We start from the raw sequence: 16,484 nt of genomic DNA, 5'->3' as shown, positions 1-16,484 counted from the left end.
AAAACGGTTTCAGGCCGGACCGGCGGGGCCGGTGGCAGGATCAGCGACATCGGCGGCAGCGGGGGTTTCGCCCCGGTGCTTCACCGGGCGGCGGTCGGCGCCCAGCAGCCATTCAATGCCCTTCAGGACCCGGGTGATGACAAACACCATGATCAGGTACAGGAATCCGGCGGCGATGAAGAAGTCATAGGGCTCGTAATATTGGGAGTAATAGACCTTGGCCTGTCCGGTCAGGTCCAGCACCGTCACCACCGAGGCCAGCGAGGTCGCTTTCAGGCTGAACACCACCTCATTGCTGTAGGCGGGCAGAATGGTGCGCCACATGCGCGGCAGGATCACCAGCCGGTAGGTCTGGAAACCCGACATACCATAGGCGCGGGCGGCTTCCACCTCGCCATGCGGAACGGTCTGGATGCCGCCGCGCATCAGCTCGGTGATATAGGCAAGGTTGTTCAGGGTGAACGCGATCATCGCGCACCAATAGGCATTGCTGAGGATGTTCTCCCACAGGAAGCCTTCCCTCAGGCTTTCAAACTGCCCGATGCCGTAATAGATCAGGAAGATCTGCACCAGCAGCGGCGTGCCCCGGAACACAAAGGTGTAGGCCGCCGGGCCGATCCGCACCCAGAAGCGGTGCGAGGAGCGGGCGATAGCCAGCGGGATTGACAGCACGGTGGCGACGGCCAGCGGCAGGAACAGCAGTTGCAGGGTGAGTCCGGCCCCCTTCAGCAGGTCGGGCCAGGCTTCGGCGATCAGCTCAAAATCCATCTCAGGCCCTCCGCCACGCGTGGTTTGCCCGCCGTTCCAGCAGCATCATGACGGCGGTGGCAACGGTGGTGAACAGCAGGTAGACCGCCGCCGCCAGCAGCAGAAAGGTAAAGGGCTGCTTGGTGGCACCACTGGCAATCTGCGCATTGCGCATGATATCGGCCAGACCGACGACCGAAATCAGGGCGGTATCCTTGATCAGGATCTGTAGCAGATTGCCCAGTCCCGGCAGGGCAAGCCGCCACACCTGCGGCAGGGTGACAAAGCGGAAGGTCTGCCAGCGGCTGAAACCGCAGGCCTGCGCCGCCTCAATCTGCCCGGCAGGTACCGCCAGCAGCGCGGCGCGGAACACTTCGGTGGCAAAAGCCCCCTGTACCACGCCAAGGGCGATCACCCCGGCGAGGAACGGATTGAAATCAATCTGGATTTCCGGGAAGCCGACAGCGGCCAGCAGCCAGTTGAAGGCGCGCGCCCCGCCGAAGAACACCAGAAAAATCACCAACAGTTCCGGCATGGCCCGGATAAAGGTCGTATAGGTTTCAGCCCCCAGCCGCAGCACCCGCCATGATGACAGCTTCGCCGCCGCCCCCAGCAGGCCGAGCACGATGCCGACCGGAATGACGGCGAGAATCAGCGCCAGCGTCCAGCCTGCGCCCCCTGCGATCATCAGTCCGTAGGACCAGAAGGGATCCATACGCCTCTCCACCCTATACCCGGAGCATTTTCCGATTGAGTGGACACCGTTCAATCGGAAAATGCTCTGCCTGTTCTGAAAACGCTTCGGAAGACAGCGGCGGGGACCGGTGACCCGGCCCCCGCCCGACCGGTCTTACTTGTAGATATCGACGCCGAACCACTTCTGGGACAGCTTCTGGGCGGTGCCGTCAGCCAGAACCTTGGCGACGCCCTTTTCAAAGGCGCCCTTCAGTTCGGCATCGCCCTTGCGCAGGCCGACGCCGACGCCGGAACCGAACACCGGGTCCTTCAGCATCGGGCTGGCCAGCGCGAAGTTCTTGCCCTGTTCGGTCTTGAACCATTCGGTGCCGATCACGCTGTCAACCACCATGGCGTCCAGACGGCCGTTGACGAGGTCCATGTTGACCTCTTCCTGGGTCTGGTAGCGCACGATTTCGACGGCACCGTCGAAGTACTTCTTCAGGTAGTCAGCATTGGTGGTGCCGGACTGCACGCCAACCTTCTTGCCCTTCAGGGCTTCCTTGGTCAGCTCGATGGTGGTGCCCTTCTTAGCGACGAAGGCGTTCGGCACCTGGAAGTACTTGCTGGTGAAGTCGATGCTCTTCTGGCGCTTTTCGGTGATCGACATCGACGACATGATGCCGTCGATCTTCTTTTCCATCAGCTGCGGGATCAGGGCATCGAACGGCACGTTCGACCACACGCACTTCAGCTCGGCGGCGGCGCAGATGGCATCGCCCAGTTCCACTTCAAAGCCGACGATCTTGCCCGACGGATCGACGAATTCGAACGGCGCATAGGCGGCTTCGGTGCCGATGCGCACTTCCTTCGGGGCGGCATGGGCGGTGGCGGACAGGGCGATGATGGAGGCGGCGGCAAGGCCGAACAGAGACTTCTTCATGATTGCTCCCGTTTGGTTGGCTCCCCCTGCGGCACCCACGGCGGGGGCAGGGGGGATCTGGACGTTTCCCCGGTTTTGATCAACCGGATCGTGTTGGGCCGCCCGGTATCCGGGCTGACCGGCGGAGGCGGCCCCGGCGGGGGAGCCTGCTCCGTCATTCGGTGACAGCGTCAGAAGCTGCGGCTGACGAACTGCTTCAGGCGGTCGGATTTCGGGGCACCGAAGACATCCTCCGGCGGGCCGAACTCCTCGACCGATCCCTGATGCAGGAACATCACCTGCGACGACACCTCGCGGGCGAAGCCCATTTCGTGGGTGACGACCAGCATGGTCCGGCCTTCCTCGGCCAGACTGGCCATCACCTTCAGCACCTCGCCGACCAGCTCGGGGTCGAGGGCGGAGGTCGGTTCGTCAAACAGCATCACTTCCGGGTCCATCGCCAGCGCCCGGGCGATGGCGGCGCGCTGCTGCTGGCCACCGGAAATCTGCGCCGGATAATAATGGCGCCGTTCGTACATGCCGACCCGCTGAAGCAGGGCCTCGGCAGCCTGCACGGACTCGGCCCGGCTCTTGCCCAGCACCTGCTGCGGTGGGATGGCGACATTGTCGAGAACGGTCATGTGACTCCAGAGATTGAAGCTCTGGAACACCATCGACAGTTTGGTGCGGATGCGGCGCAGCTGGGCGGCGCTGGCGGGTTCCTGTGCTCCGCCGCGCCGGCGCATGCGGATCAGCTCGCCATGGACGCGCACTTCCCCGGCATCCGGGGTTTCCAGCAGGTTGATGCAGCGCAGGAACGTGCTTTTGCCGGATCCGGAGGACCCGATGATGGAAATGACATCGCCCTTCCGGGCTTTCAGGTCGATGCCTTTCAGGACTTCCAGAGCCCCGAAGCTTTTGCGCATCCCCGCGATTTCCAGCGGCAGGGGTGCTGCGGTGCTGTCCGCCATACTCATTCTACTCCCGCACAGTGCCCGGATGACCGGCCTGTCATGGTTCGGGCCGGATCATAAAGTTTCACTTCTGACTTGTCTGCTGCCAATTGAACAGCGGTCAGGGATGCGGGAAGGACGGAGAAAGTCTGTCCCATGGGTGATGCCTCGTTCCGGCAGTCTGTTGCCGCAGAAGGATTTTTCTGCGGTGCTGCCTGTTTTGAGCCCGGTTCTGCACGACCGGATGACAGAAACGGTAACATCGCCGTAACGGGGAAAGGTTCCGAAGGCGCTGCGGCTTTCGGAATTTTTCCCGGACCCGGACTATGACTTTTTTTCAGGTCTGCGGGGGGCTGCCAGCCTGTGCCCGGGGCAAGGGGCGTTCCGGCACATCCATGATCAGGCCGCCGACGCCCATCCCCATCAGATCGCGTCCGGTGACGGGAATATCGGCGGCCAGACGCTGCAACACCCAGTCAGCTCCGTTCAGGCGGGGGGAGCGGGCGCAGCCGGGCAGGCCGAGAACCGGGCGGTCAGCCCACCAGCCGAGCATCAGCAGATTGCCCGGATCCACCGGCATGCCGAGATGGGCCACCTGCCCGCCGACGCCACACAGGGCGGAGGGCAGGACATCAGCACGGTCGGTGATGGCAGAGGCCCCGATCATCAGGAACAGGTCGCAGCCTTCGGCGGCCAGAACGCGCAGGGCCTGTTCCACAGTATCCTGCCGGTGGCGGCAGCGCCGTTCCTGTATCAGGGTTCCACCGCAGGCGCTCAGACGCCCGGCCAGAACGGCCCGGGTTTTTTCCAGAACCGAGTCCTTGGTGCCCTCAACCATGGTCTGGATCAGACCGGCCCGGCGGGGCCGCCACGGTGCGACGGAAAGCGTGCGGGTTCCGGCTCCGGCGGCGATGCAGGCGGCCAGCGTATGGGTGGGAACGGCAAAGGGGATGATCTTGACGGTGGCGACCATCTGTCCGGCTTCCACCACCTCAAACGGCGGCAGGGTGGCAAGGGTCACCGCTTCGCTGACGGCATTCAGGCGGTTGACGGCATCGGCATCGACCCGGAAAACCCCGGCAGCGGTGGCATGCAGGTTGACCCGTCCGGTGGTGGCGGTGCGGGCCTCCACCCCGGGGCCGACGATCTGTGCCGCCAGTGTGGCGGCGGCCTCATCCTCGCCGATGTCACCGGCATCAAGGCGGGCGACGATCACGTCGTTAATCCCGGCAGCGGTCAGGGCGGTGCAATCGGCGGGTGACAGCAGCCGTCCCTTGGTCCAGCGCTCCGGTCCGACCTGTGTGGCATGGGCCAGCAGACAGCCGGTGGCTTCAGGGCTGGGGCAGGGACCGAATTTCATCGGGTGGCTCCGGTTGCCGCCGGGGCCTTCCGGCGCACCGCGACAATCTGCGACAGGATCGACAGGGCAATTTCCATCGGGCTTTTGGCCCCGATCGGTAAGCCAATCGGGGCATGGATGCGGGCAAGGTCGGCAGCGGTGAAGCCTGCCTCGGTCAGCCGTTCACAGCGGCTGGCATGGGTGCGGCGGCTGCCCAGCGCCCCGATATAGAAGGCGTCGGAGCGCAGGGCCACGGTCAGGGCCGGGTCATCAAACTTCGGATCATGGGTCAGGGTGACGACGGCGGTACGGCGGTCAACGCCCCAGCCGGTCAGGGCCTCGTCCGGCCAGTCCTGCGACAGGCGGACACCGGGGAAGCGGTCTTCGCTGGCAAAGGAGCCGCGCGGATCAATCACCAGCAGGTCAAATCCGGCGGCGGCGGCCATCGGCACCAGATGTTGCGCCACATGCACCGCCCCGACCACCGCCAGCCGCAGCGGCGGGGCATGGGTATCAACAAACAGCGGCCGGATTCTGGGCTCTGGCCCGGGTTCTGTCCCGGGTTCTTCTGGCAGCGGGCCGCTGTCGTCCTGATCCAGACGGTGCAGGACGGCGGCGGTTTCCTCCGCCGTCAGGGCCAGATCCCCCTGACAGCCGTCTGTGGTGACCAGACCCTGCGTGCCGTCGGCCATATCGGTGACCAGCGCCGCCGGGATGCGCCGGGCCTTCAGATCCAGCAGGATGGTCAGCAGATCGGTCTTCATCGGCGGCTCCGGAGTGGGATAAGGGGCAGAAGGTGGGTTATGGTCCGGCGTTGCGCAAGGGGGGTGTGCCTTGCAGGGCCCGGGCCAGAGACGCCAGACTGTCGAGGGAATGCACCGGGCGGAATTCATCGGCCTGCGCATGCAGGGCCGCCGCGCCTTTGGCCTTTGGCTGATAACCGTCCCAGCGCAGCAGTGGATTCAGCCAGATCAGGCGGCGGCACGACCGGCGCAGGCGGTCCAGTTCCGGGTTCAGTCCGGCCCCGGCATCCCGGTCCAGTCCGTCGGTCATCAGCAGAACCATCGCCCCCTGACCCAGCACCCGCCGCCCCCACAGCCGGTTGAACTGATGCAGGCAGGCCCCGATGCGGGTGCCGCCGTCCCAGTCGGGCACCTCGCGGGACAGGCGGGTCAGGGCCTCGTCCACATCGCGGCGGCGCAGGGTGCGGCTGACATTGTGCAGGCGGGTGCCGAACAGGAACACATGGACCCGTCCGGCGCTGCGGGCGCGGTCGTTGGTCAGGGCATAGAGAAAGCGCAGGAACAGCCGGGTGTACTGGCCCATGCTGCCGGAAATATCGCACAGCGCCACGATCGGCGGCGGTTTCTGCCGCTGCCGGGCCCGCACCAGCTCCAGACGGTCCCCGCCCCCGCGCAGGGATTGCCGCAACGATTGCCGCAGGTCAATCTTCGGGCCGCTGTGCGCCGGGCGCAGGCGTCTGGTCGGCACGGTCATCCGCACCAATGGCAGGGAGTCCAGAATGCGCCGGGCTTCCGCCAGTTCGGCGGCGGTCATCTGCTCAAAATCTTTGTGGCGCAGGATTTCCTGATCGGACCACACCAGCCGGGCGTCGATCTCCACTTCCTGCCGTTCTGCGGCGTCAGCGGTCTGCGGCGGGGGGGATTGGGGACGCAGGGCGTCCTGAAGGCGGCGGGACAGCGGATCAGCCTCCGGCACCAGATCGGCCCGCAGGGCTGGCAGCATCAGGGCCATCGCCTTTTTCAGCAGCTCCGGGTTGCGCCAGAACACCTGAAAGCATTGGTCAAACAGCGGGTGTTGTTCCACCCGGTCGGTCAGGGTGGCATGCAGGGCCCAGTACAGGTCATCGCGCCGTTCCAGTCCCACCGCCTGCACCGCCTCCAGCGCCCGCAGGGTCCGTTCCGGCCCGACCGGCAGCCCGGCCTGCCGCAGGGTGCGGGTGAAGGCCACCACGGTCCCGGCCAGTGTGCCGCCTGCCGTTTCGGCCATGTCAGGGGGCCGCCCGGGACAGATCGGCGCGGATCTGCATCAGCAGGCGGGCGCTTTCGTCGCCCATCAGCCGGGCGATATCGTCCTGATATTTCAGCACCACGCCCAGAGTAGACTCGACAGTGGCGGCGGTCAGCTCGGTCTGGTTCAGCTCCACCAGCGTGCTGGCCCAGTCAAGGGTTTCGGCGACGCCGGGAGCCTTGAACAGCTCCATCGTCCGCAGCTTCTGCACAAAGGCCACCACCTGCCGGGCCAGATCGGGCGGGATGTCCGGGCGGCGGGCGGAAATGATGGCCAGCTCACGGGCAAAGTCCGGATAGTCCAGCCAGTGATAGAAGCAGCGCCGCTTCAGGGCATCGTGGATTTCCCGGGTGCGGTTGGAGGTCAGGATCACAATCGGGGGCCGGGCGGCGCGGACCGGTCCGGTTTCCGGGATGGTGATCTGAAACTCTGACAGCACTTCCAGCAGGTAGGCTTCAAACGGCTCGTCGGTGCGGTCCAGTTCGTCAATCAGCAGCACCGGCGGCCCGGCGGGGTCGGAGTCCAGCGCCTGCAACAGCGGGCGACGGATCAGGAAGGTGTCGGAAAACAGATCCGGCGGCGGGCTGCCGCTGGCTTCAGCCCGGCGGATTTCCAGCATCTGGCGCGGATAGTTCCATTCATAAACGGCGGCGGCGGTGTCCAGCCCTTCGTAACATTGCAGGCGGATCAGGCGGCGGCCCAGTCCGGAGGCCAGCACCTTGGCGATTTCGGTTTTGCCGACTCCGGCCTCGCCTTCCAGAAACAGGGGGCGGCCCAGCCGCAGGGCGAGAAACAGCACCGTCGCCAGCGCCCGGTCACCGACGTAGCCCTGTGTGGTCAGCAGGGCAAGGGTGTCATCCACGGAATCCGGAACCGGAAGAGCCATCATGTCTGGTCCTGAGAAGGGCAGCGCCGGAGGGAAGGAGGCCTCCTCCGGCGCTGCGGGCAGGGGGGAAGCCGCGGGATCAGCTGGCCGCTTCCACCGCCCTGCGGGCCATCACCGTCACCAGATGCGCCCGGTATTCGGCGCTGGCATGCAGGTCGGTGTTCAGGTCATCGGCCTCAATGCGGATGCCGTCGAGGGCTGCCGGGCTGAAGGTTCCGCCCAGCGCCTGTTCCATCGCCGCCACCCGGAACACGCTGGCCCCGGCCCCGGTGACGGCGACCCGGATTCCGGCGGCGGTCTCGGCTACCATCACCCCGACCACGGCATAGCGCGAGGCCGGGTTGCGGAATTTGGCGTATCCGGCCCGTTTGGGGATCGGGAAGCGCAGGGCGGTGATGATTTCCCCCGGTTCCAGCGCCGTTTCAAACAGCCCGGTGAAGAAATCATCCCCGGCGATTTCCCGGCGGTCGGTGATCACTGTGCCGCCCAGACCGACCACAGCAGCCGGATAGTCGGCGGCGGGATCGGCATTGGCCACTGATCCGCCGCAGGTGCCGCGATGGCGCACGGCGGGGTCGCCGATCCCCCCGGCCAGCGCCGCCAGCGCGGGCAGGGCGGACCGGACGGTGGCATCCGCCGCCACCGTGGCATGGGTGGTCATCGCCCCGATCACCAGCGCATCGCCGTCCCGGCGGATGCCGGTCAGGCCGGGGACGCTGCCGAGATCCACCAGCGCGCTGGGCTGGGCCAGCCGCTGTTTCAGGGTCGGGATCAGGGTCATGCCCCCGGCCACCACCTTGGCGTCGTCGTCCCCGGTCAGGGTGGCGACAGCATCGGCGACGGAGGACGGTTTCTGATAAGAGAAGGTATACATGGTGTCGCCTCCTTATTCCGCAGCCATGGCCGGGCGGCTGTCGCGGAGAACCCGCCACACCCGTTCCGGGCTGGCCGGCATATCCATGTGGCCGATATCCAGCGCGTCGCACACCGCGTTCATCACGCAGGCGGCCCCGCCGATGGTTCCGGCCTCGCCGCAGCCTTTCACGCCCAGCGCGTTGGTGGTACACAGCACTTCGTTGGTCTTCACCTCGAAATCGGGCACATCATCGGCGCGGGGCATGGCGTAATCCATGAACGAGCCGGTCAGCAGCTGGCCGCTGTCCTCGTCATAAATGGCATGTTCCAGCAGGGCCTGACCGATGCCCTGCACCAGCCCGCCATGCACCTGCCCTTCGACGATCATCGGGTTGATCACCCGCCCGAAGTCGTCAACAGCGGCGAAGCGCACGATCTTCACCACCCCGGTCTCCGGATCCACCTCGACTTCGCAGATCTGGGTGCCATTGGGGAAGGTGAAGTTCTTCGGGTCATAGAAGGCCTGTTCGTCCAGACCGGGTTCCAGTTCGTCCAGCGGGTAGTTGTGCGGCACATAGGCCGCCCCGGCGATGGCGGCGATATCCACGCTCCGGTCGGTTCCGGCGACGCGGAACACCCCGCCGTCCTGCTCGATATCCTCGGCGGAGGCTTCCAGCAGGTGGGCGGCGATCTTCTTCGACTTGGCAATCACCTTGTCGATGGCCTTCATCATCGCCATGCCGCCGACCGCCAGCGAGCGGGAGCCATAGGTGCCCATCCCGAACGGGGTTTTGGCGGAATCGCCGTGGACGATCTCGATCTTTTCCATCGGCACGCCAAGGCGTTCGGAAACGATCTGGGCGAAGGTGGTCTCATGGCCCTGACCGTGGCTGTGGACGCCGACCATCACGCTGACCGATCCGGTGGGGTGGAAGCGCACCTCGGCGGAATCATACAGCCCGGCCCGGGCCCCGAGAGCCCCGGCGACGTTGGACGGGGCAATGCCGCAGGCTTCGATATAACTGGCAAAGCCGATGCCGCGCCGTTTGCCCCGGGTGGCGGATTCAGCCCGTCGGGCCGGGAACCCGTCGTAATCGATCAGCGCCAGCGCGTCCTCAAGGTTTCTGGCGAAGTTGCCGCTGTCGTATTGCAGGCCGACCGGGGTGTCGTAGGGCATCATCTCCGGGGGGATGAAATTGCGACGTCGCAATTCCGCCCGGTCGATCCCCAGTTCCCGCGCCGCCACATCAACAATGCGTTCAATCAGATAGCAGGCTTCCGGCCGTCCGGCCCCCCGGTATGCATCGACCGGAACGGTGTTGGTGAACACCGCCTTGACCTCGGCATGGATCGCCGGGGTCTTATACTGACCGGACAGCAGGGTGGCATAGAGGATGGTCGGGATGCAGGAGGAGAAGGTGGAGAGATAGGCGCCCATATTGGCGGTGGTCTTGACCCGCATCCCCAGAAACAGGCCGTCGGGATCCATCGCCAGTTCCACATGGGTCAGATGGTCCCGGCCATGGGCATCGGACAGGAAGCTTTCCGACCGTTCGGCGGTCCACTTCACCGGCCGCTTCAGGCGGCGGGCGGCGTAAACGACGATCACCTCTTCGGCGTAATGATAGATTTTCGATCCGAAGCCGCCACCGACATCGGGGGCAACCACCCGCACCTTATGTTCCGGCAGGCCCATGGTGAAACCGCACAGCAGCAGGCGGATCAGTTGCGGGTTCTGGCTGGTGGTGGTCAGGGTGTATTCGTCCATGCCGGGGTCGTATTCCCCGACCGCCGCGCGCGGTTCCATGGCATTGGGCACCAGCCGGGTGTTGACCAGATCCAGCGTGGTGACGTGGGCGGCCTGCGCGAAGGCGGCGTCGGTCTTATCCTTGTCACCCCAGATCCAGTCATAGCAGACATTATCCGGGGCCTCGTCGTGCACGGCGGTTCCGGCCGTTTCAACACTGCCGGGGGAGACGACGGCGGGCAGTTCCTCGTAGTCGATGTCCAGCAGTTCGGCGGCATCCTTGGCCTGCTGGAGGGTTTCGGCGATGACGACGGCAACCTGATCACCGACATGGCGCACCTTGTCGGCGGCGATCGGCAGATGTTTCGGTTCCTTCATCGGGGTGCCGTCGCGGCTGTGGATCAGCCAGCCGCAGGGCAGGGAGCCGATGTTGTCGGCCACCATATCCGCCCCGGTCAGCACGGTCAGCACCCCCGGGGCCGCCAGCGTCGCGGCGGTGTCAATCGACAGGATGCGGGCATGGGCATGCGGGGAGCGCACGATATAGGCGTGGCACTGACCCGGACGTGTCATGTCATCGGTGTAGCGGCCACGGCCGGTCAGAAAGCGGTAATCCTCAACGCGTTTGACGGACGCGCCGATCCCGGTGCTCTTGGACATGATGCTGTCTCCCCGTCATTCGGCGGCCTGCGCCGCAGCGCCGGTCTTCATCGCCTGCAACCCGCTTTCCACCGCCTTGACGATGTTGTGGTAGCCGGTGCAGCGGCAGATGTTGCCTTCCAGCCAGTGCCGGATTTCCTCCGGCGTGGCGTTGGGGTTGACGCGGGCCAGATCGACCGCGCTCATCACCATGCCGGGGGTACAGAAACCGCATTGCAGGCCGTGGTGTTCCTTGAAGGCCGCCTGCATCGGGTGCAGGGTGCCGTCCGGGGCGGCCAGACCTTCGATGGTGGTGACGTTGCGGCCATCGGCCTGCACCGCCAGTGTGGTACAGCTTTTGACGGAAACACCGTCCAGATGCACGACGCAGGCACCGCACTGGCTGGTGTCACAGCCGACGTGGGTGCCGGTCAGGGACAGATGCTGGCGGATCGCATCGACCAGCAGGGTGTTGGGTTCCACCGTCAGGGCAGCGGGTCTGCCGTTGACGGTCAGGGTAATCGACACAGGCATGAAGGATCCTCCCGGTTGGCCCACGGTCATCCTGACGGGGCCGGTGTTCAGGATTTGCCGGATCAACCGGCCCGGGCCTTTGCGGCCTCTTGCCCGGCAGTGCCGGGCGGATACTGGAATCAAAAAGCGCGGGAATGTGTCTTAACCGGAACGCAGCAAAAGGCCCCGGGCGGGGCCGTGGACAGATCAGCGCAGCAGCAGGTAGGCGGCAGCGGCGATGACCAGAAGACCGGCGGCATAAACCGCCCAGTGGGTGCCCCCGGCGGCGGCAACCGCAGGGGCAGTGGAATGGGAAGGGGCGGCCGCATGGGCGGGCGCAGCCTCCTCCGGCGAGGAAGCGGTATCAGCCGGAGGGGACGGCTCTGCCCCGGCGGCGGGGTCCGACAGACGGGCGACGAGGGTGGAAAAGAAGTCATCGGCGTATTTTTTGGCAGCACCCTGAATCAGGCGGCTGCCGACCTGTGCCAGTTTACCGCCGACCTGTGCGTCCACGCTGTAGGTCAGGCGGGTGGTTCCGGCATCCAGCTCTTCCAGCTGCACCTTGGCCTGCCCTTTGGCGAACCCGGCGGCCCCGCCCTTGCCTTCCCCGGTGATGGTGTAGGAGGCCGGGGCCTGAACATCCTCCAGCCGCACCGCGCCGGAGAAGGTGGCCTTCACCGGGCCGATCTTGGCGGTGACTTTGGCGCTGAAGCCACTGTCGCCGTCAGCGGTCATTTCGTCACAGCCGGGAATACAGGCCTTCAGCACCTCCGGGTCGTTGATTGCGGCCCAGACGGTGGCGCGGGAGGCGGGAATGTCGTAGCTGCCGGAAATATCCACGGAGAACGCCTTTCAGAGAAAAAACAGGAGTAAATCAGGGGATCAGGGGTTCCACAAAAATGTCGATCCGGCCACCGCAGGCCAGTCCGACCTCCCATGCCCGGGCATCGGCGACGCCAAAGGACAGCAGCTTGGGTTTCCCGCTGTCCATCACCTCCAGCGCCGCATCGACCACGGCGGTTTCGACGCAGCCGCCGGAAACTGACCCGGCCATCAGCCCATCGTCCCGCACCGCCAGCTTGCTGCCGACCGGGCGGGGGGAAGATCCCCAGGTGCGGACCACGGTGGCGACGGCGCAGCGGTGCCCGGCGCGTTGCCAGTGCAACAGCATCAGCAGCGGATCATCGGAGACGGTGGGGGAAGGGGCGGGTGGTGACAGCACGGACGCGGGCATTCGGAAACTCCGGGCAGCAGACCGCAGCAGGAGCCGGGCCGGGGGAGTTATGGGTATCAGATCGCTGATACAGGCTTCCGAGTATGGGCAGGCGGCCGGGCTCTGTCAATTCAGAGCCTGTTGAAAGAAGGCTGTCATCCTATTGAAAAAAACGGGGTTCTCATGCTGCACATGCGAACCCCGTCACAGTCTGGGATACTCTTACAGGATAAAGGCCGGAGGGATCCTCCGGGGTACTCAGAGACTTAAAACAACATCGTCCGTAACAAACTCTTTGAGACTACAGGGATACTGGGAAACACAGTTTCAGGGGACATGCTTCCGGGTGATACGGGGTCCGCTCAACCGGAAGGCGTTCCGGGGGAGAAATCGGTCAAGGCACCTCCTTTACATCAGGCCGACATCGCGGGCGGTCAGGTCGAAGCAGTGGCGGACCTTGGCCACCAGTTCGTCCACTTCCGCCCGGCTGATGATCAGCGGCGGGGCCAGAACCATGCGGGACCCGACGGCCCGCATGATCAGCCCGTTGTTGAAACAGTGGTCACGGCAGGCCAGACCGACGGCGTCACCGTCCTTGAAGAAGGTTTTCGGCGTCTTGTTCTCGACCAGCGCAATCCCGGCGATCAGGCCGATGCCGTCAATGCGCCCGACCAGCGGATGGTCTGCCAGCGTGCGCAGCTGCTGCTGGAAATAGGGGCCGATGTCATCGCGCACCCGGTCAACGATCCGGTCACGCTGCATGATGCGGATGGCGGCCAGCGCCACTGCCGCAGACACCGGATGGCCGGAGTAGGTGTAGCCGTGATAGAATTCGCCGCCCTTTTCGATCAGCGTATTGGCAACACGGTCGCCGACTGCCACCGCCGACAGCGGCAGATAGCCCGACGACAGGCCCTTGGCCATCGGCATCAGGTCCGGCTGGATGCCCAGCGTGTGGGAGCCGAACCACTGGCCGGTGCGGCCGAAGCCGCAGATGACTTCATCGGCAATGATCAGCACGTCATACTTCTGGCAGATCCGCTGGATTTCCGGCCAGTAGGTGGCGGGGGGGATGATCACGCCGCCAGCCCCCTGAATCGGCTCGGCGATGAAGGCGGCCACCTTATCGGCCCCCAGTTCCAGAATCTTGGCTTCCAGTTCCCGCGCCCGGACGATGCCGAAGTCATCTTCCGTCAGGCCGCTGTCATCGCCGTACCAGTAGGGCTGGTTGATGTGGGCGACATTGGCCAGCATCGGCCCGCCCTGCGCATGCATCGGCCCCATGCCGCCGAGGGAGGCCCCGACAAGGGTGGAGCCGTGATAGCCGTTCTTGCGGCCGATGATCCAGTTTTTCTCCGGCTTGCCTTCCAGAACCCAGAAGTGACGGACCATGCGGACCACGGTGTCATTGGCTTCCGAGCCGGAGCTGGAAAAGAAGATCCGGTTCAGGCCTTCCGGCGTGACTTCGGCAATCTTCTGGGCCAGTTCGGCGGCGGGCGGATGGGTGGTCTTGAAGAAGGTGTTGTAGAAGGCCAGATCCCGCATCTGCTGGGTGGCGGCCTCAATCAGTTCCTCGTTGCCGTAGCCGAGGGCGACGCACCACAGGCCGGACATGCCGTCGAGGATTTTGTTGCCTTCCGAGTCCCACAGATAGACGCCTTCGCCCTTGGTCATCACCCGGGCCCCGGCCTGATTCAGGCCCTTGGTATCGGTGAAGGGGTGCCAGTGATGGGCGCGGTCAAGGGACTGCCAGTATGCGGTGCCTTTGTTGATCAGGGTCATGGTCGGATGCTCCGGAAAGCGGATGCACGGGGCCGGTCCCGCCGGAGCAGGGTCCGGCCGGTCAGGGCGTGATCGTGGGATGAGGAAAAGGGCGGGGGCGGTCAGGGCACCCCCGGCCCGGTGTCAGCGGATCAGCGCAGGCGCAGCCAGCTGGTTTTCAGTTCCGTATATTTATCGAAGGCGTGCAGGGATTTGTCCCGGCCGATCCCCGACTGTTTGTAGCCGCCGAACGGGGTGGTGATGTCGTCAGCGTCATAGCAGTTCATATAGACCACACCGGCGCGCAGGGAACGGGCGACACGGTTGATGGTGTTGACGTTGTCGCTCCACACGGCGGCGGCAAGGCCGTAGATGCTGTCGTTGGCGACCTGCACCGCCTCGTCGGCGCTGTCGACGGTGATCACCGACAGCACCGGGCCGAAGATCTCTTCGCGGGCGATGCGCATGGAATTGGTGACGTTGTCGAAAATGGTCGGCTGAACGTAGCAGCCCCCGCTTTCCGTCCGGGCCCGCTTGCCGCCGGTGACCACGCGGGCACCGTCGACCTGTCCGGCGTCAATAAAGCCAAGCACGGTGCGGGTGTGGTTTTCATCGACCAGCGCCCCCATGCGGGTGGCCGGATTCAGCGGATCGTTCGGCTGAACGGTTTCGGCATGGGCGCGGATGCGCTCCACCACCGCATCCTTGACGGCGCGATGGACCACCAGACGCGATCCGGCGGTGCACATTTCCCCCTGATTGAAGAAAATGGCCTCGGCGGCGGAGCTGGCGGCGGCATCAAGATCTCCGCAGTCCTCCAGAATGATGTGGGCGGATTTGCCCCCGCATTCCAGACCGATCTTCTTCATGTTCGACTGGCCGGAATACTGGAGGAAGTACTTACCGACCTCGGTGGAGCCGGTGAAGAACACTCCGTCGATATCCATGTGCAGGCCGATGGCCTTGCCGGCGGAAACCCCCATGCCGGGCACAACGTTCAGCACGCCGTCCGGCAGACCGGCCTGCTGGGCCAGCCCGGCGAGACGCAGGGCGGTCAGGCTGGACTGTTCGGCGGGCTTCAGCACCACCGAGTTCCCGGCGGCAAGGGCCGGAGCCAGCTTCCAGGCGGCCATAATCATCGGGAAGTTCCACGGCACCACGGCAGCGATCACGCCCAGCGGTTCGCGGGTGATGGTGGCCAGTGTGTTGTCGGCAGTGGGGGCGATCTCGTCATAGACCTTGTCGATGGCTTCGGCGTACCAGCGGAAGCAGTCGGCGGTGGCGCGGACATCGACGGCGAGGCTGTCGCTGATCGGCTTGCCCATGTCGAGGGTTTCCAGAAGCGCCAGTTCATCCCGGTGCTGGGCGATCAGGTCGGCGAAGGCCAGTAGGATCCGCTTGCGCTGCACCGGGGATTTTCCGGCCCAGCGGCGGTCGTTGAAGGCGCGGCGGGCAGCGGCGACGGCGCGGTCGATATCGGCGGCGGACCCGGCGGCGACTTTGGTCAGCAGGCGGCCGTCAATCGGGCTGTGGGCATCGAAGGTGGTGCCGTCGGCAGCATCAACATAGTGGCCGTCGATGAAGGCGCGGCCTTCAATGCCCTTGGAGACCAGCAGGGCGGCGCGGCTGGACCACAGGGTGTGATCAGGGGTATTGGCGTGCGTCATGGATGCGTCCTCCTGCCGTAAAATGTGATCACTTTTTACGACCCTGTCAACAGGTGTGATCACATTTTTACGAAATGATGTGATGTGTCGGACGGCAGGATACAGGGGGATCGGGGGCAGAGCAGGGGAAAAGTGTGGCTGGAGGGGTGGGAACGCGCAGGTTTTGAGCAGAGGGTTCGCGCAACAGTTCGGGTGTGAGGTAAGGGCACGGATGCGGCGGCCCGTCGTGTGAGGGATAGGTCATGGAAGCGCGGTTTACCGCGCTGACTGGGCCATTGAGGTCCCGTGCCCGCGTGGGCACGTAAGCCAAGCGGGCGGACGCCCGCGCCCGGCGTTTGAGGGGCAGATAACGGAGGGCCGAAGGCCCGACTGGGCCATTGAGGCCCCGTGCCCGCGTGGGCACGTAAGCCAAGCGGACGGACGTCCGCGCCCGGCGTGTGAGGGGCAGATAACGGAGGGCCGAAGGCCCGACTGGGCCATTGAGGCCCCGTGCCCGCGTGGGCACGTAAGCCAAGCGGGCGGACGCCCGCGCCCGG

15 protein-coding genes are annotated in these 16,484 nt (G+C 65.3%); all 15 read right to left on the bottom strand.

Annotated elements, in window-relative coordinates; translation table 11 throughout:
- Positions 1-9 precede the first annotated feature (9 nt).
- Complete coding sequence (locus FHS48_RS18095) at positions 10-768, bottom strand: ABC transporter permease (RefSeq protein ID WP_184265708.1); 759 nt, start codon at positions 766-768, stop codon at positions 10-12.
- A 1-nt stretch (position 769) separates the two neighbouring features.
- The gene (locus tag FHS48_RS18090) at positions 770-1,462 is read right to left on the bottom strand and encodes an ABC transporter permease (protein ID WP_184265705.1); all 693 of its coding nucleotides are present in this window, start codon (positions 1,460-1,462) and stop codon (positions 770-772) included.
- Positions 1,463-1,597: 135 nt separating this feature from the next.
- Complete coding sequence (locus tag FHS48_RS18085) at positions 1,598-2,365, bottom strand: lysine/arginine/ornithine ABC transporter substrate-binding protein (protein WP_184265702.1); 768 nt, start codon at positions 2,363-2,365, stop codon at positions 1,598-1,600.
- A 170-nt stretch (positions 2,366-2,535) separates the two neighbouring features.
- Entirely contained in the window at positions 2,536-3,315 is a 780-nt protein-coding gene (locus FHS48_RS18080; protein ID WP_184265699.1) for an ABC transporter ATP-binding protein, read from the bottom strand.
- Positions 3,316-3,634: 319 nt separating this feature from the next.
- Positions 3,635-4,657 (bottom strand): molybdopterin-binding protein, encoded by a 1,023-nt coding sequence (locus FHS48_RS18075; protein ID WP_184265697.1) that lies wholly within the window; start codon positions 4,655-4,657, stop codon positions 3,635-3,637.
- Positions 4,654-5,400, bottom strand: coding sequence for an XdhC family protein (locus FHS48_RS18070; protein ID WP_184265695.1), 747 nt, complete (start codon positions 5,398-5,400; stop codon positions 4,654-4,656). The genes FHS48_RS18075 and FHS48_RS18070 overlap by 4 nt, the downstream gene beginning before the upstream one ends.
- 37 nt (positions 5,401-5,437) lie before the next feature.
- Positions 5,438-6,646: a vWA domain-containing protein gene (locus tag FHS48_RS18065; RefSeq protein WP_184265693.1), complete on the bottom strand. Its 1,209-nt coding sequence runs from the start codon at positions 6,644-6,646 to the stop codon at positions 5,438-5,440.
- A 1-nt stretch (position 6,647) separates the two neighbouring features.
- Positions 6,648-7,553, bottom strand: coding sequence for an AAA family ATPase (locus FHS48_RS18060; RefSeq protein ID WP_184265797.1), 906 nt, complete (start codon positions 7,551-7,553; stop codon positions 6,648-6,650).
- A gap of 79 nt (positions 7,554-7,632) precedes the next feature.
- A complete protein-coding gene (locus tag FHS48_RS18055; RefSeq protein WP_184265691.1) occupies positions 7,633-8,427 on the bottom strand; it encodes an FAD binding domain-containing protein in 795 nt (264 codons plus the stop codon).
- A 12-nt stretch (positions 8,428-8,439) separates the two neighbouring features.
- On the bottom strand, positions 8,440-10,815 hold the full coding sequence (locus tag FHS48_RS18050) for a xanthine dehydrogenase family protein molybdopterin-binding subunit (protein ID WP_184265689.1): 2,376 nt from the start codon (positions 10,813-10,815) through the stop codon (positions 8,440-8,442).
- 15 nt (positions 10,816-10,830) lie between these two features.
- Positions 10,831-11,328 (bottom strand): (2Fe-2S)-binding protein, encoded by a 498-nt coding sequence (locus FHS48_RS18045; protein WP_184265687.1) that lies wholly within the window; start codon positions 11,326-11,328, stop codon positions 10,831-10,833.
- 186 nt (positions 11,329-11,514) lie between these two features.
- Positions 11,515-12,147 carry a CoxG family protein gene (locus FHS48_RS18040; protein ID WP_184265684.1) on the bottom strand — a complete coding sequence of 211 codons (633 nt, stop codon included), beginning with the start codon at positions 12,145-12,147 and terminating at the stop codon, positions 11,515-11,517.
- A 34-nt stretch (positions 12,148-12,181) separates the two neighbouring features.
- Positions 12,182-12,541 carry an XdhC family protein gene (locus tag FHS48_RS18035; RefSeq protein WP_416046523.1) on the bottom strand — a complete coding sequence of 120 codons (360 nt, stop codon included), beginning with the start codon at positions 12,539-12,541 and terminating at the stop codon, positions 12,182-12,184.
- Between the two features lie 387 nt (positions 12,542-12,928).
- Complete coding sequence (locus FHS48_RS18030) at positions 12,929-14,302, bottom strand: aspartate aminotransferase family protein (protein ID WP_184265681.1); 1,374 nt, start codon at positions 14,300-14,302, stop codon at positions 12,929-12,931.
- Positions 14,303-14,433: 131 nt separating this feature from the next.
- A complete protein-coding gene (locus tag FHS48_RS18025; protein WP_184265678.1) occupies positions 14,434-15,948 on the bottom strand; it encodes an aldehyde dehydrogenase in 1,515 nt (504 codons plus the stop codon).
- Positions 15,949-16,484: the final 536 nt, after the last annotated feature.

The sequence above is a fragment of the Novispirillum itersonii genome (assembly GCF_014205675.1).
Taxonomy (GTDB): Bacteria; Pseudomonadota; Alphaproteobacteria; order Rhodospirillales; family Rhodospirillaceae; genus Novispirillum; species Novispirillum itersonii_A.
This window is presented reverse-complemented; position numbering and strand designations above follow the sequence as displayed.